Here is a 21,770-nt window from a genome sequence, read left to right as displayed (position 1 = left end):
TAAAAATTAACGCGAATTTGAAAACTATAACCAAAGAATAAATTAATTTTGTAGCCATGAATGATAAATTTGTTACGATGGGATTGGGAGATATTATCGAGGATACCAGAGATTTTTTGTCAGAGGAGTTTGAGGTAAATAGAGATCTTATACTTCCTGAGAATAGTTTGAAAGATACATTGGATCTGGATAGCCTGGATTATGTTGACCTGGTTGTGCTCATTGAGGAGAATCTGAACATCAAAGTTACCGGTGAAGATTTTAAGGAAATTGAAACTTTTGGTGATTTTTACGCGCTGATTCAAAAGAAGTTATCGCTGTAACGAATGAACCGTTGGGATGGTAAAACCAAGGGATCTTTATTTGGCTATAAAATTTTCCTTTTCTTGATTAACGCCCTGGGGCTGAATTTTGCTTACGGGCTTTTGCGGATAGTATCGTATTATTACTATCTGTTTGCTGCAAAACCCAAGGAAGCACTTCTGGATTTTTATAGTAAAACGCTTAATATTTCCGGGGGCCAGGCACTTGATCTGGTGAGACGGAATTTTTTCATTCTCGGACAAACCTTGCTTGACCGGGCCGCTTTTCTTCTTGGAAAAGACAAAAATTTTACCCATATTTTTGAAAACGAGCAGTATCTGCTCGATATGAGAGATGGCGGAAAAGGCGGAATTTTGCTGAGTGCGCACCTGGGAAACTGGGAAACCGCCGGTAATCTTTTAAAAGGACGAATTACTCCCACAATAAATATCGTGATGCTGGACGCTGAGGTTGAAAGCATCAAAAAATTCATGGATCTTTCCACAGGAGGTTCCAGATTTAAGATCATACCCATCAAAAATGATTTATCGCATGTTATTTCAATACGTAACGCGCTGTTAAATAATGAGTTTGTGGCAATTCACGCGGATCGTTATCTGGAAGGAGCAAAATATATTGAACTTGATTTTTTTGATAAAAAAGCAAAATTTCCACACGGCCCATTTATAATTGCATCGAAATTTGATGCGCCGGTAACCTTTGTTTTTGCGGCGAAAGATGGAAAATACAGTTACCATTTAAGTGCAACCAAACCAATCAGCGGCAAAGTAAAACCGGAAGAAATTGCAAAACTATATGTAGCAGAGTTAGAGCGGAAAGTCCGGGAATATCCGGAGCAATGGTTTAACTATTTCAAATTTTTTCAGGAATGATCATTAAAAAAGAAGATATAACGAATTTCATTCCGCACAGAGCACCGTTTTTAATGATTGATAATCTGATTCTGGCAAACGCTGAGCGTTTTGAATCGGATTTTTTTATTGAAGACGATAACGTGCTGGTTCATTCCGGTCATTTTGAAGAATCTGGTTTGATAGAAAATATTGCACAAACCTGTGCGGCTGGTTTTGGTTTTCTTGATCATGGAAAAGATGAAACACCGAAGATCGGTTTCATAGGAGCTGTGTCAAAACTTGAAGTTTTTGAGCTTCCGCCTGTACATTCCAAAATCGATACGGTTGCTACGCCTACACATCAATTAGGTAATATTTTTCTGGTAAAGGGGGAAAATTACTGTAATGGGCGTAAATTGCTTGAATGTGAAATTAAAATTGTGGTTACGTAAATCGTTTTAGACTGTGATTGTCGTAGCTGATTATAAAAAATATGCTTTCTTCTGAAATTGAAATTGATATAAGATTTAGTGAAACAGATGCCATGGGCGTCGTCTGGCATGGCAACTATCTCAAATTTTTTGAAGATGGAAGAGAGGCTTTTGGCAGAGAATTCGGACTGGAATATTTAACAATTTTCGATAAGGGATATTTTACACCCATTGTAAAATCAGAAATTGACCATAAGGCATCGGTTTTTTATGGACAGAAAATTAAAGTGATTACCAAATTTGTTTCTTCCAAAGCGGCAAAGATCATGTTTGAATATCAGGTGATTAACCTGTCTACAAATGAAATTTGCGCTGTTGGGAAAACCATGCAGGTGTTTCTGGACCGTGAAACAAGACTGCTGGAATTATTAACACCAGAGTTTTACAGGGTCTGGAAAGAAAATTATCAGGTCTGAATGTCAGAGAAATAACAATGTTAATTGTCGTGGCCGACAGAATTTTAATTGCGGAATGATTTATATCGGTGCTGAGGAAATAATAAGTCCGTTAGGACAAAATATGGAAGAAAACTTTCAGGCGGTTTGTGAAAACCGTTCGGGGATTTCTTTAATTCCAAGTGCCGGTTTTAATAATGAATCTGTTCATTTATCTAAAATTACCAGTATTTCCACTGAGCATAAATTTGAATATTTACTGATCGCCATAACAGAAAAAGTGTTGAAACGGATTGACCCGGAAATTTTGTCATCCGGAAAAACCATTGTAGTTATCAGCTCGACAAAAGGAGATTTGGATAGAAATATTTCGAGTCCTTTTGCAGAATCAATTGCTGCCTTTAAAAAACATTATCAGTTTGAAAATGAGCCTGTTGTTGTTTCAAACGCCTGTATTTCCGGTGTTTTGGCAATCAATGCTGCTGGCAATTTTATTAAATCAGGACTATATGATCACGCTATTGTTTTAGGCTGTGACGTCATTTCTGATTTTGTTTTATACGGATTTCAGTCACTTTTCGCGGTAAGTTCTACGCCCTGTGCGCCGTTTGATGCAAACAGAAACGGCATTACGCTGGGTGAAGGATGTGCGGCAGTTGTGTTATCTAACACAAGAGAAATATTTCAGAAATCAGCTTTTCAATTATTTACAGGCACATCTGCAAATGATGCAAATCACATTTCCGGACCTTCCCGGACCGGCGAAGGTTTGTTTAGAAGTGTAAATAAAACGCTTGAACAAAATCATATTTCAGGTAACGAAATTGATTTTATTTCGGCACATGGCACGGCCACTGTTTTTAATGATGAAATGGAAGCCATCGCATTTGACAGACTTCAAATCAGTGAAAAACCACTGAATAGTCTGAAAGGCTATTTTGGTCATACCTTGGGAGCAGCAGGTATTATTGAAACAGCAATTTCCATGCAGATGATGCGAAATAATTTGCTGGTGAAAAGTCTAGGGTATAAGGAATCAGGCACTTCAAAAACCTTGAATATTGCTACCGAAAATAAATCTTCCGAATTAAAAACAATCTTGAAAACCGCCTCAGGTTTCGGAGGTTGTAACGCATCCCTTGTCATTCGGAAATTATGAGTTTTATTACTGCTTATTGTCATATCAATGAAAATTCCTGTTCTGTAAACGGTGAGGTCATTTTACTGAAAAATGAGGAATCGGCAGACAGCTGGTTCAAGCAATTATACAAAGAGCTCGCGCTGGAATATCCTAAATTTTATAAAATGGATATGCTTTCCCAGGCCGGATTTTTAGGATCGGAGCTAATAAAAAAAGCTAATCCGGATTTGATCTCAAATTATAAAGATGACGAAATAGCGCTTCTTTTCGCCAACAGCGAATCCAGTGCGGACACAGACATTCGTTTCAAAGAATCATATCAAGATAAAAAAACGCCAAGTCCATCGCTATTTGTTTACACATTGCCCAATATCGTTCTGGGTGAAATTGCGATTAGAAATAAGTGGTTTGGTGAAAATATGTTTGCTGTTTTACCTAAATTCACACCAGATTTTTACGTTCAATATGGTACGATTCTATTGAACACAGGTTCTAAAGCTGTACTTGCCGGATGGCTTGGAATACTGGAAGGACAGGTGGAAGTTTTTATGTTTTTAATTCAAAATGGAAACAGTAACGGCAAACCGTTTGATAAAGAAAATGTTATAAAATACGCCGGTTTTTAATGCCGGCTGATAAAAATTCATTCACAGCAAGCTGAATAAACGATTTATTATAAATGGAAACGTTAAAGGAAGATTTAAAAAAACAAATTATAGAGCAATTGAATCTTGAAGATTTGCAGGTTTCGGATATTGATGACGATGCGTTGCTTTTCAGTTCGGAAGGAATCGGGTTGGACTCGATTGATGCGCTGGAATTAATTGTTTTGATGGAAAAATATTACGGCATACAGGTTACAAATCCGGATGAAGGAAAAGTTGCTTTCCTGTCAATAAACACCATGGCCGATTACATAGAAAAAAGAAGAGCGAGTTAATTTCCCAAAGGAACTCAAAAGGTAATTTACTTTCAATTTTCCACTTTCAACTAAAAAATGTCCGTTCGCATCACAGGTATTGGAATTGTTTCAGCCATTGGATTAAATGTGGCTGAAAATCTGTTTTCACTTGAAAATGGCAAATCCGGTATTAGCCCGATACAGTATCTGGCTCAAAAAGGGGATTATCTGGTTGGCGAAGTGAAGTGCTCAAATGACGAACTGGTAAATAGATTGGGCGTAACATCCCTGCCGATTTCGAGGACATCGTTATTAGGATTGGCTGCGGCGAAAGAAGCATGGGGAGAAAATAAACACTCATCTAAATTGCGAACTGGTATCATTTCTGCGACTTCGGTGGGTGGAATGGATCAGACGGAACATTTTTACCGTGATTATCTGGATCAGAATAATCCTGATTTCCAGGTTTTAAAATGTCATGATAGCGGAAATACCACCGAGCGCATTGCAGCTGAATTAGGGATTTCCGGTTATATCAATACACTTTCTACCGCCTGTTCCTCAGGAGCAAACGCGATTATGCTGGGTGCGCGTCTGATCGAACAAGGCAAACTTGACCGTGTGCTGGTTGGAGGCACAGACGCTTTGACGCAGTTTACATTGAATGGGTTTCGCTCTTTGATGATCTATGACGATCAGTGGTGCAGGCCTTTTGATGAATCAAGAAGCGGACTGAATCTGGGTGAAGGCGCTGCTTTTTTGTTGTTGGAAAATGAAAAAAGTGTGGAATTCTCAGGAAATGAAATCCTTTGCTGTTTAAGTGGCTGGGCAAATGCGGCCGACGCTTATCACCAGACTGCATCTTCTCCTGACGGAAAAGGAGCGACACTGGCCATTCAAAATGCTATTGAAGTTTCAGGATTAAGCGCCTTGGACATTTCCTACGTTAATGCGCATGGAACAGGAACCAAGAATAATGATCTGTCTGAGTCGGTTGCCTTATTAAATATTTTTGGAGATAATTGTCCTGATTTTAGCTCGACAAAACCATTTACCGGACATACTCTGGCGGCTGCTGGCGCGATTGAGGCGGTTTTTTCAGTACTCGCCATTCAAAATGGCATTATTTTCCCAAACCTGAATTACAATCATGCAATTGCGGAAACGGGCTTGGTGCCCATTACAGAATTTCAGTCAGATCAGCCGGTAACTTCTGTTTTGTCCAATTCTTTCGGGTTTGGAGGGAATAATTCGTCATTGGTTTTTTCTGTTAATAATTCATAAAGCATCTTTTTTGCTACCGATTTCTATTAAAGTCAAATGTATATAACTGCCGCTTCGACAATTTCTCATCAGCCTACATTTAAAAATGCGGGTTTTTCGAAATTGATTGAGCCATTGAAACAGGATTCCGAACTGATCAGCCCGAATTTTAAAGATTATATTGATGCCGGTTTGCTTCGCCGCATGAGCAAGATTTTGCGTATCTCCGTGACGGCTGCGAAAGATTGTTTACAGCAGGCAGAAATTGATCAGCCAGGCGCAATCATTGTCGGGACAGGGCTTGGTTGTTTACAGGACACGGAAAAATTTCTTCATAACTTCCTGACCATCGAAGGACTTTTACCTCCAACTTCATTTATTCAATCTACGCATAATACCATAGCCGGACAGATTTCCCTAAGCATCGGAAATCATGGTTATAACATGACGCACACACAAAACACGCTCTCTTTCGAACATGCTTTGATTGATACCGGCTTGCTTTTGGGTGAAGGAAACGACAATATTATCGTAGGAGCTGCGGACGAATATATTGAGATACTAAGTACAATAGGGGAGCATCTGAAATTGAAACCCCAGATTAATCTTACTTCGGGGGCATCGTTTTTTATAGTATCCAAAGAACAATCCGGCAAGTCAATCGCTAAAATTAAGGATATTGAAACCATTGGTCTGGTTCAAAATATTGACGAAGCAGTTTCGAATTTTCTTGTTAATAATGATTTGAAAAAATCAGCTATTGATCTTGTTCTTTATTCAAAATCTGGGGATTTAAAGGGATCAGAGCAGGATTCAGATGTTCTTAAAGATTTTGACGCCGACTCAGAGTTAGTCAATTATACGGAGTTGATAGGGATTTATCCATCAAATTCCTCTTTTGCTTTACATTATGCATTGGATAGAATTCAAACTGAGAATTCAATAAAAAAAGTGTTGATTATCAATGGTTTGAATAAAATAAATTTAGGATTAACCTTAATCGAATCTCTTGAAGCATAACATCGTTACGGCAATTTCCGCGATCGCACTGGTTTTGTGTGGTTTTGCTTTTTGGGAGACAGGTTATGTGGAAATAATCTTAGGTTTGATTGTTTTCATTTATCTGGTAAGTACGATTTATGGTTCGTTTCAAATCAAAGCCAATTATTTTGTAAAATCCATTCACAAAGGAAATAAAAAGTCGATAGCGCTGACATTTGACGACGGTCCTGATCCCGATGTAACACCAAAAATTTTGGCTATTTTAAAGGAAAAAGGAGTGAAAGCGACCTTTTTTGTCATTGGAAAAAAGGCAGAACTGTATCCTGATTTAGTGAGACAGATTGATGAAGAAGGACATATCGTCGCTAATCATTCTTATAGCCATAATCATTTGATCGGATTTTTTTCTAAGAAACGGTTGAGTGCGGATTTGGCTCATTGTAATAAAGCCATCACAATTGCACTTGGGAAATCTCCCATATTTTTCCGTCCGCCTTTTGGTGTTACCAATCCAAGATATGCCAAAGTTTTAAAAGACTTGAAAATGCAGTCAATTGGCTGGTCGCTAAGGAGTTTTGATACCCGTGCGAAGAATAAATATCAGCTGATTGAAAAAGTAATTTCCAATTTAAAGAAAAGAGATATTGTTTTGCTGCATGATAACCGTGCTGTAACTGCTGATGCGCTGGAAGATCTTATTGAACATTGTTTTAATAAAAATATCGAAATTCAGCCTCTTTCCACAATCATCAACAAAGAACCATATGAAACTGTTTAAGATATATTTTTTCCTGATTTTCAGTTTATTAGCAACAACATTATTCGCTCAGGATTTCAAACCCGCCGCTAATCCTGACAAAATCCTGGCTGATCTAAGAAAATCGTCACTGGCAACTTCTTCCATTCAGGCTGATTTTAAAGAAGAAAAACATTTGTCTTTTCTGAAAGAACCAGAGAAATCATCCGGCGTTTTTTATTACAAAAAAGAAGATCAGATGCGCTGGGAACAGCAGACTCCTTTCAAATATGTAATCCTGATCAACGGAGAAAAACTGCGCGTGCTGGATGCCGGAAAAGAGAAAAATGTAGGCTCGGCCGGAAAAATGGCCGGACAAATAAAACAGGTTATGCTTGGGCTTGTTAACGGAGATTTTCAGCAAAGTAAGGCTTTCACGCAGGTTTGCATGGAAAATGCCGATTACTATCAAATCACATTAACGCCGACGAACAAGCGGATGAGAAATGTATATGCAAAGATTAATCTGCTATTTCCCAGAAGCACTTTGCGTTTAAAAGAACTGACATTTTTTGAAAAAGGCGGCGATAAAAGTGTTATGAAATTCCAGAATGAAAAGTTTAACCAGTCAATTCCTGAGACTGTTTTTACAAATTTATAACGCATATTCCAACCCGGATTTTCCAAATTGACCTCACAAATGTTTCTCGACAATCTTTATAAAATAAAAAATTTCGACGTTACCCCGGAAACGATTCTGGCAGCAATTTCTCTTGATCCGGATCATACTATATTTGAGGGACATTTTCCAAATTCACCAGTATTGCCGGGAGTCGTTCAGCTGCAAATCGTTAAGGAATTATTGGAAAAACATCTGGGAAGAAATGTGAAAATGAAATCGATGCGGACTTCCAAATTTATTCAGGTAATAAATCCAAAAGAAACGCCTGACGTATATATTGATATTAAATTTAAGAATGCCGAATTTTTAGAAGTAGTAGCTTCCGGAAGCTGGGAAGGTGTAACTTTTTTTAAAGCGCAAGTTTCTTATATTTAAATAGTTCCGTTTCATCATTCAAAAAAAATGACTTTAAAAGATATACACTGCTGCATTCTTATTCCAACTTATAACAACCAAAAAACGCTAAGGCGGGTTATTGATGGTGTTTTGGTGTGCAGCAGTGGTGAGGATGTTATTGTCATTAATGATGGTTCAACAGATGATACGGTCAGCATTTTGTCCGAATACGGAAGCAGAATTCAGGTTATCCATAATGACAGAAATAGGGGAAAAGGTTTTTCTTTAAGACGTGGATTTAAAGAAGCACTGAATCTCGGTTATAAAAATGCAATTTCAATTGATTCGGACGGTCAACATTTGCCTTCCGATATTCCTCTTTTTATTGAAAAAGCTTATCAAAATCCGGGCGCGTTGATCATGGGCTCCCGTAATATGGAGCAGGAAGGAGTGCCGGGAAAAAGTTCTTTTGGACATAAATTTTCCAACTTTTGGTTTAAGGTTGAAACGGGTCTGGTGTTGCCGGATACGCAAACAGGGTTTCGGCTTTACCCGCTCGAAGAAGTTAGTAAAATCAGACTTCTTACCACTAAATTTGAAACAGAAATTGAAGTCATAGTGAAACTTGCCTGGCGTAATGTGAAGATATTACCCATTGATATTCAGGTGATTTATGATAAAAATGAGCGTGTGACGCATTTTCGCCCGTTCAAGGATTTTACACGAATAAGCATTTTAAATACCTACTTCGTCATTCTTACTTTGTTATTTTATTTACCGAAACGACTCTTTCTTTTTGTTAAAAAAAAAGGACTTTGGAAGATCATAAAGGAGGAAGCGGTCAAACCCGATGAAAGTAATTTCAGCAAAGCACGTTCAATTGCTTTTGGCATTTTTATGGGGATTGTGCCAATCTGGGGTTTTCAACTTTTGGTTGGTATTCCGCTTTCTGTTTATTTCAAAATGAACAAAGTGCTTTTTCTGACGGCGGCCAACATCAGCCTCCCACCGCTGATTCCAATTATTATCTTTTTTAGTTACAAATTCGGCGGATTGTTTTACAGAAATGGCGTTCAGCTTGATTCAATTAAAGATCTTTCACTGGGTTCAATCCATAAAAACTTTGTTCAGTATTTTTTGGGTGGAAGTTTACTTGCGCTTTCGGCAGGTTTCCTCGCTTTTGGCGTTTCTTTTATCCTATTCAATGCTTTAAGAAAAGAAACTTCATCGTACTGATTAAATATTTTCTCCCTTCATTCGAACCATAACGATTTATGAATGCACCGATCACTACCACGGAAGACCTGAAAAATCATTACCAGAATCTTTTCAGATCGGCGCGGGTAAGGGCGATTGGCTGGGAACTGGGTGTAATGATTTTATTTGGTTTGCTGGCGTATTTCAGCCATAAAACGGTATTATATCTTGCCGGATTTTTGGTGGTAGGAATCATTGCTATTTTTCATCGTCGTTATCACAACAAATCATACAAGAGACTGGCTGTTTTTAAAACGCCATTTCCCACAGCCTGGCGTCAGATTCTTGAAAAACATTCGGTTTTCTTTAAAAGTCTGGATGATCCGAAAAAGGCTTTATTTGAAAAAAGAGTGCAGTTATTTTTACTTGCAAAAAGAGTGGAAGGTATTGATACTGAAATTGATGATGAAATTCGTGTGTTGGTAGCCGCAAGTTCCATCATTCCCACTTTTGCTTTTCCTGCCTTTGATTATCCTGATCTGAATGAAGTTTTGGTCTATCCGGCATCTTTCAGCGAAAAATTTGAGATTGGCGCTCACAAGCACGATGAAAATATTGAGGGAATGGTCGGTAACCGGTATATGAATCATTCCCTGCTTTTATCCAAGCCGGCTTTGTTGAGCGGATTTAATGGCAGAAAAGGAGAAAATAATGTCGGCATCCATGAATTTGTTCATCTTCTGGACCGCGAAGATGGCGATACGGACGGCGTTCCGGAACGTCTGGCTGATCACGCTTATGCTCTGCCGTGGCTTCATTTAATCAAAAAAGAAATGCAGTATATCCGAAGCGGTGAGTCGGATATCAATCCTTATGCGATTACAAATAATGCAGAATTTCTTGCCGTTGTGAGTGAATATTTCTTCAATAATCCGGAAGAATTTCAGCATAAACACCCTGAATTGTATGAGATTTTATCAAAGTTCTATCACATTGAACCTGCTTCCGAAGTAATATCCTGACTTACAATGATATAAATATACTATCATGATAGTTAACTTTGATCAGTTAAGTTTTATATCAATTTACTTCTATTAAATTTCTGAGTATTTTTACAAAAAAAATACGAATTAAACAAAAATAAGGCGTTTTTGATTTTGTTATGAGGTCGCTTTCTCTATATTTACGAGAATTTAAAACCTTTTAACTAATTCATATCGCGCATGAGTAATATTACCTATTTAGTGCCAGTTTTAGGCCTGATTGGCTTGCTGGTTATGTTTTTCAAAAGAGGTTGGGTGATCAGGCAGGATGCCGGCGACGGCAACATGAAAGAAATTGCAGATGCCATCGCAGATGGTGCACTTGCATTTCTCAAAGCCGAATGGCGGGTTCTGATCGTCTTTGGTATTATCGTTAGTATTTTATTAGGTTATTCTGGCACACTGGTCGAAAATTCCAGTGTTTTTATTGGTGCCTCCTTTCTTGTAGGTGCCTTCATCTCGGCATTTGCCGGATATATCGGGATGAATATTGCAACCAAATCCAACGTGCGGACCACGCAGGCTGCACGCACAAGTCTGACCAAAGCGCTTGAGGTTTCATTCACCGGAGGTTCTGTAATGGGAATCGGGGTGGCGAGTTTGGCTGTGATCGGACTAGGTGGTTTGTTTATAATTCTTTACAGTGTTTTTGTTGGAGATAGCAGTGAAGTCAACGGACTTGGTATGGAGAAAGTGCTGGAAGTACTTGCCGGTTTCTCTTTGGGCGCAGAATCTATCGCACTTTTTGCACGTGTAGGCGGGGGGATTTACACAAAAGCAGCGGATGTAGGAGCGGATCTGGTTGGAAAAGTAGAAGCGGGAATTCCGGAAGACGATCCAAGAAATCCAGCTACAATTGCTGATAACGTGGGAGATAACGTGGGTGATGTGGCCGGTATGGGAGCGGATTTATTTGGTTCTTATGTAGCCACAATTCTGGCAACCATGGTTTTGGGAAGAGAAATTATCGCCGAAGGAACAGATAATTTTGGAGGAATTGCGCCAATTTTATTACCTATGGTTATTGCCGGCGTTGGTTTGATCGCATCAATTATCAGTATGCTTTTTGTCCGTATCAGTGGTGATCATGGGGATGTACAAGGTGCTTTAAACCGGGGAAACTGGGGCTCAATTGTTCTGACCTTAATAGCCTGTTATCCATTGACAATCTGGATGTTGCCCGAAGGTATTCTTACCATTCGTGGTGTTGAATTTACTTCCATGCATGTTTTTTACGCGATTTTATTAGGCTCTATCGTTGGTGCTATTATGTCAACGGTGACAGAATATTATACAGCAATGGGAAAACGTCCGGTTCAGTCTATCGTAAACCAGTCTTCCACAGGACATGCTACCAATATTATCGGGGGACTTTCTGTCGGGATGGAATCAACCGTTATTCCAACACTTGTTTTAGCTGCCGGGATTTTTATCAGTTATGAATTTGCAGGTTTATACGGCGTGGCCATTGCGGCTGCCGGTATGATGGCAACTACCGCTATGCAATTGGCCATTGATGCTTTCGGTCCAATCGCGGATAATGCTGGCGGTATCGCAGAGATGGCACATTTGCCGGAAGAAGTTCGTGGACGTACGGATGTTCTGGACGCTGTGGGAAATACCACTGCCGCTTCCGGAAAGGGTTTTGCCATTGCCTCTGCTGCGCTTACTTCCCTTGCACTTTTCGCTGCGTTTTGCGGTGTTGCCGGGATTAGCTCGATTGATATTTACAAAGCCAATGTACTGGCGGGACTTTTCGTCGGAGCGATGATTCCGTTTATATTTTCATCTCTTGCTATTGCCGCCGTTGGGCGCGCCGCTATGAAAATGGTGGAAGAAGTACGCCGTCAGTTCCGTGAGATTCCCGGAATTATGGAAGGAACTGCGAAACCTGAATATGATAAATGTGTAGCGATTTCCACGGAAGCTTCCATCAGGGAAATGGTTGCACCGGGATTAATTGCATTGCTTGTTCCGGTTATTGTCGGATTTTTATTTGGTCCGGAAGTGTTGGGCGGCACACTTGCCGGTGTTACTGTATCAGGCGTGTTGATGGGGATTTTTCAGAACAATGCCGGTGGTGCCTGGGATAATGCGAAAAAATCTTTTGAAAAAGGTGCTGTAATTAATGGAAAAACTTATTTTAAAGGCTCAGATCCACATAAAGCTGCGGTAACGGGTGATACAGTTGGTGATCCGTTTAAAGATACTTCCGGGCCATCAATGAATATTCTGATTAAATTAATGTCTATCGTTTCATTGGTAATTGCCCCGCATATCGCTGTAATTCCTGCCGGTGTTGAAGTGGTTGAAGAAGAAATTATTGAAGTGCCGATGGCAGAGGTGGAAACAACAGTTCTTGATTTGAACGGAACAAAACTTAATATTGCTGCGTCCGGAAATCCTGTTGAAGCTTCTTTGCTGGACTTTATCAAATCAGATAAAAAAGTAGACAAAGAAACCTGGTTTGATTTTGACCGTTTATTATTTAAAACCGGAAGTGATAAACTTGAACCGAGATCCAAGGAACAGCTTGAAAATGTGGCTGAAATATTGAAAGCATATCCGGATGTGAATATTAAATTGGGCGGTTACACTGATAACACTGGTGATGCTGCCGCCAATCTGAAACTTTCAAATGAAAGAGCAGAATCGGTAAGAAAATCTTTGGAAGATCTGGGTATTGATAAATCGCGCCTGGAAGCAGAAGGTTATGGAGAAGAACATCCCGTAGCTTCCAATGAAACAGATAAAGGAAGAGCAGAAAACCGCCGTATATCAATTCGGGTAACAAAGAAGTAACAATTATTTAATCATGAAAAAGCCAGGTCAAGTTTTGCTTGACCTGGCTTTTTTTAATCCCTTTACTCAAACTGCGCGGTGCGCGAATATAATGTTACTATTATTCCACATTGGATAACTTCGTGCCTGTGTATTTTTAGGCTTCGTTTGTACAAATGTTTCTGTAACTATTGATTCAATATCTGTCTTTTCAATATATTCTTCAAGTAAGGCAATAGAGCTATTCAAAGAGGAAAAGCTGATGCCGGCATCATTAAGCGTGTGGAACAGATCTCTTAGTACAGCAAGATCTGTCTTTGCCATCATTAAGTTTTCAGGATTCGTTACGTAAGATTCAAGATTCATTTTTTAATTATTAAGCTGGTTATTTAGTTGTGATATTTAATTGTAAAAAAGTGTACCAGCGGGAATGGGATAGGTATTGGTAAAATGATATTTGAAATACATGGTCAAGCTTACATCTTACCACGTCAAAACTGAATTTTAAAACAAATTAATAATGTCCTGCACCCAACGAGATTCGAAGTCTTATCGCCATAATCACTTCAAAAACCATCCTTCTCCAACAGCCTTTGCCGTCAATTCTGCCATATTTTTCACATCACATTTGGCAAACATATTTGTTCTGTGATGCTTCACGGTATTCTCACTGATTTTAAGTAGATCAGCGATCATTTTTATGCTTTTGCCTTGCGCAATTAATTCTAAAACCCGCTTTTCGGCCGCTGTGATGGGTAGGAGAGCAGGGTTTCGATTGATGCCGGGCTGGATTGGGATATTTTTCATATGATTTGAATCTGCCGTATCAAGTATAAAAAACCTTAGCTGAGGTATTGGATCAAGATGTGTGATATCGGTGATCAAATCAAACTGGTAAACACCATTCCCTTGTTTGTCGAGAAAAATGGTAGAACTCTGCTGTAAGGCATGAAAAGTGCTGCCGTCTTTTCTGATGAATTTATAGGTATAGGAAGATTTTACATGCAGCCGGTTTTCTGGCGGCTGCATGTAAAAATAACCCCAGAAATATTCAGCTGCCTGAACAATTGTATATAAAAACTCGGGACTTGTAAAGCGGGCTGCATTGATAAAAGATTTACCAAGCATTTCATCTTCGCTGTAACCGGTCATTTGCTTTAAAGCACCTCCTGTTTTCACAAAAACTGCTTTTCTCATATCCGAAATAAACCAGCAGTAAGGACCGACAGCATAAATTTTCTCAATTACTTCTCCAAAGGAAAACTGGTTCAGATACAAATCCAGATCAGGATCACGGGGCAGCTGGTCGTAAAAATTTTTAAGTTTTTTGTAAGCACCGATAATTTCATTGCGTAGAGATAAAGGTTTCATAAACGGCTGAGAATAAGTTAGGATATGGCACAAAAGTGCTATTTACTCAGTAGGGCGATTCTTTTACTTTTGATCTAAAATTAAACAATTTCAACGTGAAAAAATTACTACTTCTTTGCATAACATTAACACTTTTTGGCTTGCCATCTCATGCGCAGGATCTTTTGAACAGAGTAAGAAATAAAGTCAATCAGAGAGCGAATCAAAAGACGGATGAAGCGATAAATAAGAGTCTGGATAAGGCCGAGGATGCGGTGACCGGAAAGAAAACCAGTACTAAAACAGAGACAAATCAGGATAAACAAAACACTTCATCAGCAACCGAATCCGGTTCAGCTTCCAGTGAAACTGCCGCTGGCGCGCCTGGCACAGAGTTGCCCATCAAAGCGTACCTAAACTTCGATTTTGTACCGGGCGATTCTGTAATTTTTGAAGATAATTTTGTCGGGGAAACCGCTGAGGAAATTCCATCACTTTGGGTCCCGACGGGCGGTGTTGTGGAAATAACAAAAATCAACGGAGAAACCGTAACAGGATTTCTGGATGGATTTTACACCGGAATGTATCCCAGAATGAAAAAGTACAATTATCTGCCGCAACGTTTTTCTGTCGAATTTGATTATTTGTTCCGCTCTAATAAGGGAAAAAAATGGGGACTCTACCGGGGTGAAGGAAGTGAAGGAGGACTGGATATTGTTTTTCACTTGGATGATCAGGATATGGATGCCAGACAATTAGGTGATTACGAGCATGCCATACACCTTGAAAGTTCAGGAGCAGTTACATTCAAAGATTTCAGGGGGAAATATAAGGGAGTTGATGACTTTGGAGATGCTGAGATTTATGATAGATGGGTCCATGTGTCGGTCGCCGGAACCGAGCGAGGTTTGAAAGTTTACCTCAATAATCAACGAATCGTGAACGCGCCGATTGGCTCAGGAAAAGCCGCTTCCATTAAAATTTATAGCGAGGGAAATACCGCGGAACCTGATGGAAGGCAGCTTTTTATCCGTAATGTAAGAATCGCAGGCGGAGGAAAAGACCCTTATAAACAACTTACATCAACAGCGAAGGCAACTTATGTGGCCCGCGGAATTAATTTTGATTATAACAAGGCAACACTCAAACCTGAAAGTATGGGTGAGATCAATAAAATAATCGGGATATTAAAAGATCATCCTGATTTGAAATTCGAAATTGGCGGCCATACTGATAGTGAAGGTGATGACGCTTATAACCTTAAATTATCCCAGCAACGATCGGATACCGTAAAGGCAAAACTGGTTGAATTGGGCGTTGACGAATCCAGAATTACGACCAAAGGTTTTGGAGAAACAAAACCAATTGCAAGTAATGAAACGCCCGAAGGAAGGGCAAGTAACAGAAGAGTAGAATTGGTGAAAAAATAACAGTAAAACCCGTTAGCCGGAAATTTCTGGCTAACGGGTTTTCTTATTTCAAAGAATTTCTTTCTGCAATTCCTGCTTTATCTACCAGAATTCCTAATCCATTCAAAAGCGGATAACTGAATAAACTTTGCCCGGTTTCAAGCGCAATATCGATAGCCGCTTGCCTTACTTCGGTTAAACTTTCTGTGTTGTGAAAAACGGTGCAATCAGAATGCCTCGCTGTCCATAAGCCACATTCATATGTTTCATCGTAATGTTTTAACCCGTCAATATGGGCAAAATTATACCGGGATTGATCAGTTTTTATCCATTCTCTATAATCCGATCTGAATAGTTTTATATTCTTATAAGCTGCCAGAGTGGATTTGGTTTCATCGAAATATTCCTGCTCTTTATCAGGAAAAGATTTATTGACAAATATGTAAATACCGGTTACTTGCTCAAAATAGTTTGAAAAAGCTGCGGTTGAAAATCCGGACCCAACACCAAATTCAATGCAGGAAGTGCGTTCCAGGTCAAATCCGTCAAGAATATCTTCAATAATCAATTCAAGGCCTTTCCATGAAGAGCTAACATCAGGAAGGTTGGCAGGTCTTATAAGTTTGGCTGGTTTATAAACCGGAATGTAATTTTTTGTGAACGTCTTTTTTATAGTTTGTGCGTTATCCATGAATTTAGAATAAAGTGAGAATCAATTTTGACTGGTAAAAGACCATTCCTTTTCTGGATGCTTTATGTAATGAATCCGGAAACTTATTTAATGGTATATACTTTTGTCAAAACCGGTAAACCAATCACTAATTCTTGACAATGCGCAGGTTTTTAACCTTGGCCTCTTCCAGAACTTCCGGATTATGAGAGCAAATAAAAATGCCGGCAATGATTTTATCCGGAAGATTATCCATTTGATGTGACCCCACCACTTTCAGTTCTTCTCCTTTTTTTGCGGCCCACATTGTATACTCTTTTCCTTTTCGTTGAAGCTGTACAGTTTGCACATCTTTTTCTTTGCTGAAAATCTCATCCTCCGGATCACGCATTTTATCGCCTTTTGCAACGCGCCATTGCAGCACAGTCAATCCGTCGCCGTGCAAAACTGCGCTAACATGAGAAGCATTATCATAAAGTGATTCTCTTATCATCCAGCCAACTTTTCTATGTGGATCCTTACCCGATCCAACAAACTCAAAATCCGCCGTCATGGTAAAATCGCCATCAAGCTCCTTATAAAGAAATTGAAATTCATCTCTTTCAAACCAGATATTATATCCTGAACCTTTTAACGTATAGGTTTTTGTGTTTTTATCGTAACTGGAAGTACCCACCAATTTGGGATTTCCAATATCGGTAGTCATGTCAAATTCGCCAATTTTTTTAATCAGTACAAAGCCGGAAAGCACCGCGGTTGCGATGATAGCGTAAAGGATTTTTTTGGAATTCATATACTTTAAATGATGTATTTGGAGTCGAGTTATTGTCGCTTAAATGTACATTTTTTTAGATAATTAGTGATAACCTCCGGATAGTAAATCTGCTGTATTTTGAAAAAATCATTCAGGCTGTCAAAGTATTTTACAAAGTCATCCGGCTTTATTGATAGAATGTAATTTTCTAAACCGGCGGGACCAGCCTGAAAACTTATCTTAAATGAACCATTTTAATATCAATCGCCGGCAATTCCTCTACGGAGCTACGGCCTCACTTGCACTGAGTACTTTTGGTGCACGCGGGATGGATTTAATTAATCCGGCAAAACCTTTTCGTGTGGGTTTGATCGGAACGGGATGGTATGGCAAAAGTGATTTGTTTCGATTGATGCAGGTAGCGCCTGTGGAAGTGATTGCACTTTGCGACGTTGATAAAAATCAGTTGGCAGAAGCCGCAAAGCTTGTAACCCAACGTCAAAAATCTGGTAAAACGCCGCGATTGTATGGTAATTATCAAAAAATGTTATCCGAAAATCAGCTTGATATAGTGCTGGTGGGCACACCGGATCATTGGCATTCGCTGCAAATGATTGATGCTGTAAAAGCAGGTGCACACGTTTATGTTCAAAAGCCGATCAGTGTGGATGTGATGGAAGGAGAAGCGATGGTTGCTGCCGCTAGAAAATATAATAAAGTGGTACAGGTAGGAACCCAACGGAAAAGTACACCGCATTTGATTGAAGCAAAGAAAAAGATTGTGGATGCGGGCCTGCTTGGAAAAATCTCGCATGTTGAAATGTGCTGTTATTATCACATGAAAGCCAATGGAAATCCTCCAGTACAGGCCGTTCCGGATTTTCTGGATTATGAAATGTGGACCGGTCCTGCTCCCTTACGGCCCTATGACGGGCTGCCGCACGTGCGCTGGTGGCGTACTTTTATGGAATATGGAAACGGAATTATGGGTGATATGTGTATCCATATGTTTGACACCGTGCGCTGGATGCTGAAACTTGGCTGGCCCAATAAAATCAGTTCGACAGGCGGAATTTATGTTCAAAAAGAAGGGAAATCCAATATTGCAGATACTCAATCTGCTATTTTTGAATATGATGAGCTGAACTGCGTTTGGCAGCACAGATCATGGGGAACGCCGGCGGATCCGGATTATCCATGGTCGTTCACACTTTTCGGGGAAAAAGGAACATTAAGAGCCAGTACGATGTCCTATGATTTTACCCCGGAAGGCAAGGGCGAGAAAATTCACGGAGATTGTGTATTTGAAAAGGAAAAATACCCGGAAGATCTTAAAGAAGACAAAATTGAGCTAAATGCTGCTCCTGCCACCCGTCTTCATATGCTTGATTTTATCAGTGCCATTGATAACAGCAGCAAACCTGTTGCGGATATTCAGGAAGGACATATTTCAACAGCCAGTTGTATCATGGCTAATCTATCTATGAAAACCGGCAGGCCCATTGTTTACGATCCCAAGAAAAGGGAAATTGTAGGGGACAGGGAGGCAAATGCTTTGCTGACACGTCCTTACCGTGATCCTTACAAACATCCGCATTACGATAAGGTTTAAAAAAATATTGTTAGTTTTTTGATAGCGCTATGCACAGACCTGCATAGCGCTATTTATACCATTTAATATATTTTATTTTCTTTTATCCAGTTTGTTACATTCCTTCCGGTCCAACAGCAAATAGACTTTCTTTTACTGCCTTCCTGTTATTCTGGCTCTTTGTTTTTGCAGGGAAAATATTCCGGTTCAACGCAAATTTGAAGGTTTATCGGTATTGCTGCCGTAGACAACTATGCAATAGCAAAATACTATATGGTTTTCGGCATATAATTTTTCAAAACAAAGTGTCTACATTTAGGCTTTAATCAAAGCTTTTTAATGCAGATAAAACATTACGATATCATTATTTGCGGAGCGGGAATGGCAGGGCTAAGTCTGGTGTACCGTGCTTTAAGGGAGAAGGTCTGGATTACAGAAAAAATATTGATTATTGATAAAGACACCAAGGACAAAAACGACCGGACCTGGTGTTTCTGGCAAAAAGAAGGGATTCAAAACGAGTTTGAGCATATTGTTTATAAACGCTGGAAAGATCTATTATTTTTCTCCAATAAGAAGGAAAAAATAAACCTTGATACCGGTCCCTATGTTTATAAAATGATCAGAAGTATTGATTTTTATAAACATGTTCTGGGTTATATCCGCCAGTTTGATCAGGTTGAATTTGTTTATCAGGATATCATTTCGATCGGGAATCTTGGAAATAAAGCTGTTGTAAAAACGTCAGAATCTATATTTGAATCAAAATATATTTTCAACTCTGTTTATAAAAAACCGGAACTAGGGCCGGAAAACCAATATTTTCTTCAGCATTTCAAGGGAATAACCATTCGTACGAATCAGTTCAAAACAGATCCTTCTGAAATGTTTTTCATGGATTTCAGAACGACGCAGGAAAATGGTACTACTTTTTTCTACACGCTGCCTTTTAGTCAGAATGAAATATTTATCGAATATACTTTATTCTCAAAATCGCTGCTGAAACCGGAAGAATACAACGCCAAAATCAAAATATATATATCCGAAATATTACAAATTGATGATTTTGAAATTATCGAAGAAGAATTCGGTGCGATTCCGATGACAGATTTTTCGTTTGAAAGAAGATCCGGCAATATCATTAATATTGGAAGCGCAGGCGGCGATACCCGGGCATCTACCGGATATACTTTTTTAAACACGCAAAAAACAATTTCCAAAATCCTGACTTCCCTGAAAGAAAAAAATCATCCTTTTTTTGAAGAGGAAAATATAAGTAGTAAACATAAGATACTGGATGCTACCATTTTGAGTGTACTGGACAATGACATTTACAAAGGCAATGAAATTTTTACGGATCTTTTTAATCGTGTAAAGGCGAAAACAGTTTTTGCTTTTCTTGACGGAGAAAGTACAATTTCGGATGATTTGAAAGTTATGGCCAGCCTTAAAGCCAGGTATTTTATCGGGCCTTTCCTTAAAGTAATTACCAGGTGAGTTGTTTTGACAACAATCAATTCTAAAACCGATTTATATCATTTCGTGGTATTGTTGTAAAATAAGATTATTCTAAGATTTTCGGAACTTACACCACTTTCATATGGTTTATCAAATGTAAGTTCCGTTAAAAGTGCATGAGTCGTAAACAATATTCTTTCATGATCCTGATTCTGGGGTCATTAGCAACCATCAGTCCATTTTCAATAGACATGTATTTGCCTGGCTTTCCGAGAATTGCCACGGATTTGAATACAACAATTGATAAAGTCCAGTTATCTCTTACCGGTTACCTGATCGGAATTTGTATCGGACAGATAATTTACGGGCCTTTGCTTGACAGATTTGGCAGAAAAATGCCATTGTATGCTGGTTTGGCCATTTATATTATGGCTTGCATCGGCTGCGCTTTGACATCTTCGGTTGAGGCATTGGTGGCTATGCGGTTTTTTCAGGCCATTGGTGGCTGTGTGGGTTTGGTTTCTTCTCAGGCTCTTGTCAGCGATTTATTTACAAAAGATAAAAGAGCAGAAGTTTTTTCAATGATCACGCTCGTGATTGCTGTTTCTCCAATGGTGGCTCCAACGATCGGTGGTTATGTGACAGCAGCTTTCGGCTGGCACTGGGTTTTTATTATATTGGCCTTTATCGCACTGCTTATTATCGGAGCAATTTATTTCTTTCTGCCAACCGGAAAAATGCCTGATAATACGGTTTCATTAAAACCACAAGCTGTAATGAACAGCTTTTTTACGGTAATCAGACAGCCTCAGTTTTTGATTTATACTATGGCCGGCGGACTCGCTACTGCTGCGCCTTTTGCCTATATCGCTGGTTCATCTGATGTTTTTATGAATATTTATAAAGTTTCAGAACAGCAATACGGATGGATTTTTGCATTTCTGGCAGTTGCCATGATTGGCTCTACCCAGTTGAACCATTTCCTTTTGAAAAAATTCAACAGTGAGCAGATCATCAAAACCACATTACTTTATCAAAGTGTTGTTGGTACGCTGCTTGTTTTAGGTGTTTATAATAACTGGTATAATTTGTACACGCTGATCGGGATGATGTTTATTTTCCTGACTGGCCAGGGACTAACCGGACCGAATACTTCGGCACTTTCCTTGGCTCCGTTTAAAAAACATACCGGAAGTGCTTCGGCTCTGATGGGCAGCTGGCGGATGGGCGCCGGTGCTATTATCTCCATTATTGTCAGTGTTTTACATAACAATACGGCTATTCCAATGGTAGGTATGATGGCGGCATGTTCTTTGGTGAGCCTCGTTATTTTATTCGTCGGCAACGCAACCGTAAACAATTCTGCACGTAAAAGAGATGTGGAAGGTGAAGTTTCCGTTCTTCTCTGATTTT

23 protein-coding genes are annotated in these 21,770 nt (G+C 39.3%); 19 read left to right on the top strand and 4 right to left on the bottom strand.

The features are described from left to right. The first annotated feature begins 56 nt into the window (after nucleotides 1–56). The 15 genes from IEE83_RS19405 to IEE83_RS19335 all read left to right on the top strand — a co-directional run bounded on the left by IEE83_RS19405 (nucleotide 57) and on the right by IEE83_RS19335 (nucleotide 13,146). Nucleotides 57–323: an acyl carrier protein gene (locus IEE83_RS19405; protein ID WP_228101887.1), complete on the top strand. Its 267-nt coding sequence runs from the start codon at nucleotides 57–59 to the stop codon at nucleotides 321–323. Between the two features lie 63 nt (nucleotides 324–386). Further along, on the top strand, nucleotides 387–1,196 hold the full coding sequence (locus IEE83_RS19400) for a lysophospholipid acyltransferase family protein (RefSeq protein ID WP_228101886.1): 810 nt from the start codon (nucleotides 387–389) through the stop codon (nucleotides 1,194–1,196). Continuing rightward, the gene (locus IEE83_RS19395; RefSeq protein WP_194122162.1) at nucleotides 1,193–1,609 is read left to right on the top strand and encodes a hotdog family protein; all 417 of its coding nucleotides are present in this window, start codon (nucleotides 1,193–1,195) and stop codon (nucleotides 1,607–1,609) included. Before IEE83_RS19400 ends, IEE83_RS19395 begins: the two co-directional genes overlap by 4 nt. 41 nt (nucleotides 1,610–1,650) lie before the next feature. Then, nucleotides 1,651–2,064 carry an acyl-CoA thioesterase gene (locus IEE83_RS19390; RefSeq protein ID WP_194122161.1) on the top strand — a complete coding sequence of 138 codons (414 nt, stop codon included), beginning with the start codon at nucleotides 1,651–1,653 and terminating at the stop codon, nucleotides 2,062–2,064. 103 nt (nucleotides 2,065–2,167) lie between these two features. Continuing rightward, nucleotides 2,168–3,202, top strand: coding sequence for a beta-ketoacyl synthase N-terminal-like domain-containing protein (locus IEE83_RS19385; RefSeq protein WP_228101885.1), 1,035 nt, complete (start codon nucleotides 2,168–2,170; stop codon nucleotides 3,200–3,202). Then, the gene (locus IEE83_RS19380) at nucleotides 3,199–3,810 is read left to right on the top strand and encodes a hypothetical protein (protein ID WP_194122159.1); all 612 of its coding nucleotides are present in this window, start codon (nucleotides 3,199–3,201) and stop codon (nucleotides 3,808–3,810) included. The genes IEE83_RS19385 and IEE83_RS19380 overlap by 4 nt, the downstream gene beginning before the upstream one ends. A 53-nt stretch (nucleotides 3,811–3,863) precedes the next feature. Then, complete coding sequence (locus tag IEE83_RS19375; protein ID WP_194122158.1) at nucleotides 3,864–4,124, top strand: phosphopantetheine-binding protein; 261 nt, start codon at nucleotides 3,864–3,866, stop codon at nucleotides 4,122–4,124. 57 nt (nucleotides 4,125–4,181) lie between these two features. After that, entirely contained in the window at nucleotides 4,182–5,369 is a 1,188-nt protein-coding gene (locus tag IEE83_RS19370) for a beta-ketoacyl-[acyl-carrier-protein] synthase family protein (protein ID WP_194122157.1), read from the top strand. Between the two features lie 36 nt (nucleotides 5,370–5,405). Continuing rightward, the gene (locus IEE83_RS19365) at nucleotides 5,406–6,368 is read left to right on the top strand and encodes a beta-ketoacyl synthase chain length factor (protein WP_194122156.1); all 963 of its coding nucleotides are present in this window, start codon (nucleotides 5,406–5,408) and stop codon (nucleotides 6,366–6,368) included. Next, complete coding sequence (locus IEE83_RS19360; RefSeq protein WP_194122155.1) at nucleotides 6,358–7,128, top strand: polysaccharide deacetylase family protein; 771 nt, start codon at nucleotides 6,358–6,360, stop codon at nucleotides 7,126–7,128. The genes IEE83_RS19365 and IEE83_RS19360 overlap by 11 nt, the downstream gene beginning before the upstream one ends. Then, entirely contained in the window at nucleotides 7,115–7,747 is a 633-nt protein-coding gene (gene lolA2 / locus IEE83_RS19355) for a flexirubin biosynthesis/transport protein LolA2 (protein ID WP_194122154.1), read from the top strand. The genes IEE83_RS19360 and lolA2 overlap by 14 nt, the downstream gene beginning before the upstream one ends. 39 nt (nucleotides 7,748–7,786) lie before the next feature. Beyond that, complete coding sequence (locus IEE83_RS19350) at nucleotides 7,787–8,143, top strand: ApeI family dehydratase (protein WP_194122153.1); 357 nt, start codon at nucleotides 7,787–7,789, stop codon at nucleotides 8,141–8,143. Nucleotides 8,144–8,170: 27 nt separating this feature from the next. Next, entirely contained in the window at nucleotides 8,171–9,340 is a 1,170-nt protein-coding gene (locus IEE83_RS19345; RefSeq protein ID WP_194122152.1) for a DUF2062 domain-containing protein, read from the top strand. Between the two features lie 38 nt (nucleotides 9,341–9,378). Then, on the top strand, nucleotides 9,379–10,323 hold the full coding sequence (locus IEE83_RS19340) for a M90 family metallopeptidase (protein ID WP_194122151.1): 945 nt from the start codon (nucleotides 9,379–9,381) through the stop codon (nucleotides 10,321–10,323). A 201-nt stretch (nucleotides 10,324–10,524) separates the two neighbouring features. Beyond that, nucleotides 10,525–13,146, top strand: coding sequence for a sodium-translocating pyrophosphatase (locus IEE83_RS19335; protein WP_194122150.1), 2,622 nt, complete (start codon nucleotides 10,525–10,527; stop codon nucleotides 13,144–13,146). Nucleotides 13,147–13,212: 66 nt separating this feature from the next. Here IEE83_RS19335 and IEE83_RS19330 read toward each other — a convergent pair whose 3' ends face one another. Beyond that, nucleotides 13,213–13,491: a hypothetical protein gene (locus IEE83_RS19330; RefSeq protein ID WP_194122149.1), complete on the bottom strand. Its 279-nt coding sequence runs from the start codon at nucleotides 13,489–13,491 to the stop codon at nucleotides 13,213–13,215. Between the two features lie 195 nt (nucleotides 13,492–13,686). After that, entirely contained in the window at nucleotides 13,687–14,496 is an 810-nt protein-coding gene (locus IEE83_RS19325; protein ID WP_194122148.1) for a LuxR C-terminal-related transcriptional regulator, read from the bottom strand. Nucleotides 14,497–14,591: 95 nt separating this feature from the next. Here IEE83_RS19325 and IEE83_RS33455 point away from each other — a divergent pair, with 95 nt between their 5' ends. Further along, nucleotides 14,592–15,905, top strand: a complete 1,314-nt coding sequence (locus IEE83_RS33455) for an OmpA family protein (RefSeq protein ID WP_194122147.1) — start codon at nucleotides 14,592–14,594, stop codon at nucleotides 15,903–15,905. 43 nt (nucleotides 15,906–15,948) lie between these two features. On the opposite strand, the gene IEE83_RS19315 is transcribed toward IEE83_RS33455, so the two are convergent. Both IEE83_RS19315 and IEE83_RS19310 read right to left on the bottom strand, forming a co-directional pair. Continuing rightward, complete coding sequence (locus IEE83_RS19315) at nucleotides 15,949–16,575, bottom strand: class I SAM-dependent methyltransferase (protein ID WP_194122146.1); 627 nt, start codon at nucleotides 16,573–16,575, stop codon at nucleotides 15,949–15,951. 127 nt (nucleotides 16,576–16,702) lie between these two features. After that, nucleotides 16,703–17,347, bottom strand: a complete 645-nt coding sequence (locus IEE83_RS19310) for a hypothetical protein (protein ID WP_194122145.1) — start codon at nucleotides 17,345–17,347, stop codon at nucleotides 16,703–16,705. Nucleotides 17,348–17,552: 205 nt separating this feature from the next. On the opposite strand from IEE83_RS19310, the gene IEE83_RS19305 reads away from it, so the two are divergent. The 3 genes from IEE83_RS19305 to IEE83_RS19295 all read left to right on the top strand — a co-directional run bounded on the left by IEE83_RS19305 (nucleotide 17,553) and on the right by IEE83_RS19295 (nucleotide 21,766). Beyond that, nucleotides 17,553–18,920 carry a Gfo/Idh/MocA family protein gene (locus IEE83_RS19305; protein ID WP_194122144.1) on the top strand — a complete coding sequence of 456 codons (1,368 nt, stop codon included), beginning with the start codon at nucleotides 17,553–17,555 and terminating at the stop codon, nucleotides 18,918–18,920. Between the two features lie 318 nt (nucleotides 18,921–19,238). Continuing rightward, nucleotides 19,239–20,396, top strand: coding sequence for a lycopene cyclase family protein (locus tag IEE83_RS19300; protein ID WP_194122143.1), 1,158 nt, complete (start codon nucleotides 19,239–19,241; stop codon nucleotides 20,394–20,396). A 137-nt stretch (nucleotides 20,397–20,533) separates the two neighbouring features. After that, entirely contained in the window at nucleotides 20,534–21,766 is a 1,233-nt protein-coding gene (locus IEE83_RS19295) for a multidrug effflux MFS transporter (RefSeq protein ID WP_194122142.1), read from the top strand. Nucleotides 21,767–21,770: the final 4 nt, after the last annotated feature.

The sequence above is a fragment of the Dyadobacter subterraneus genome, assembly GCF_015221875.1.
In the GTDB taxonomy this organism is placed as follows: Bacteria; Bacteroidota; Bacteroidia; order Cytophagales; family Spirosomataceae; genus Dyadobacter; species Dyadobacter subterraneus.
Note: the sequence above shows the minus strand (reverse complement) of the source record. Positions and strands in the feature narration are given on the sequence as shown.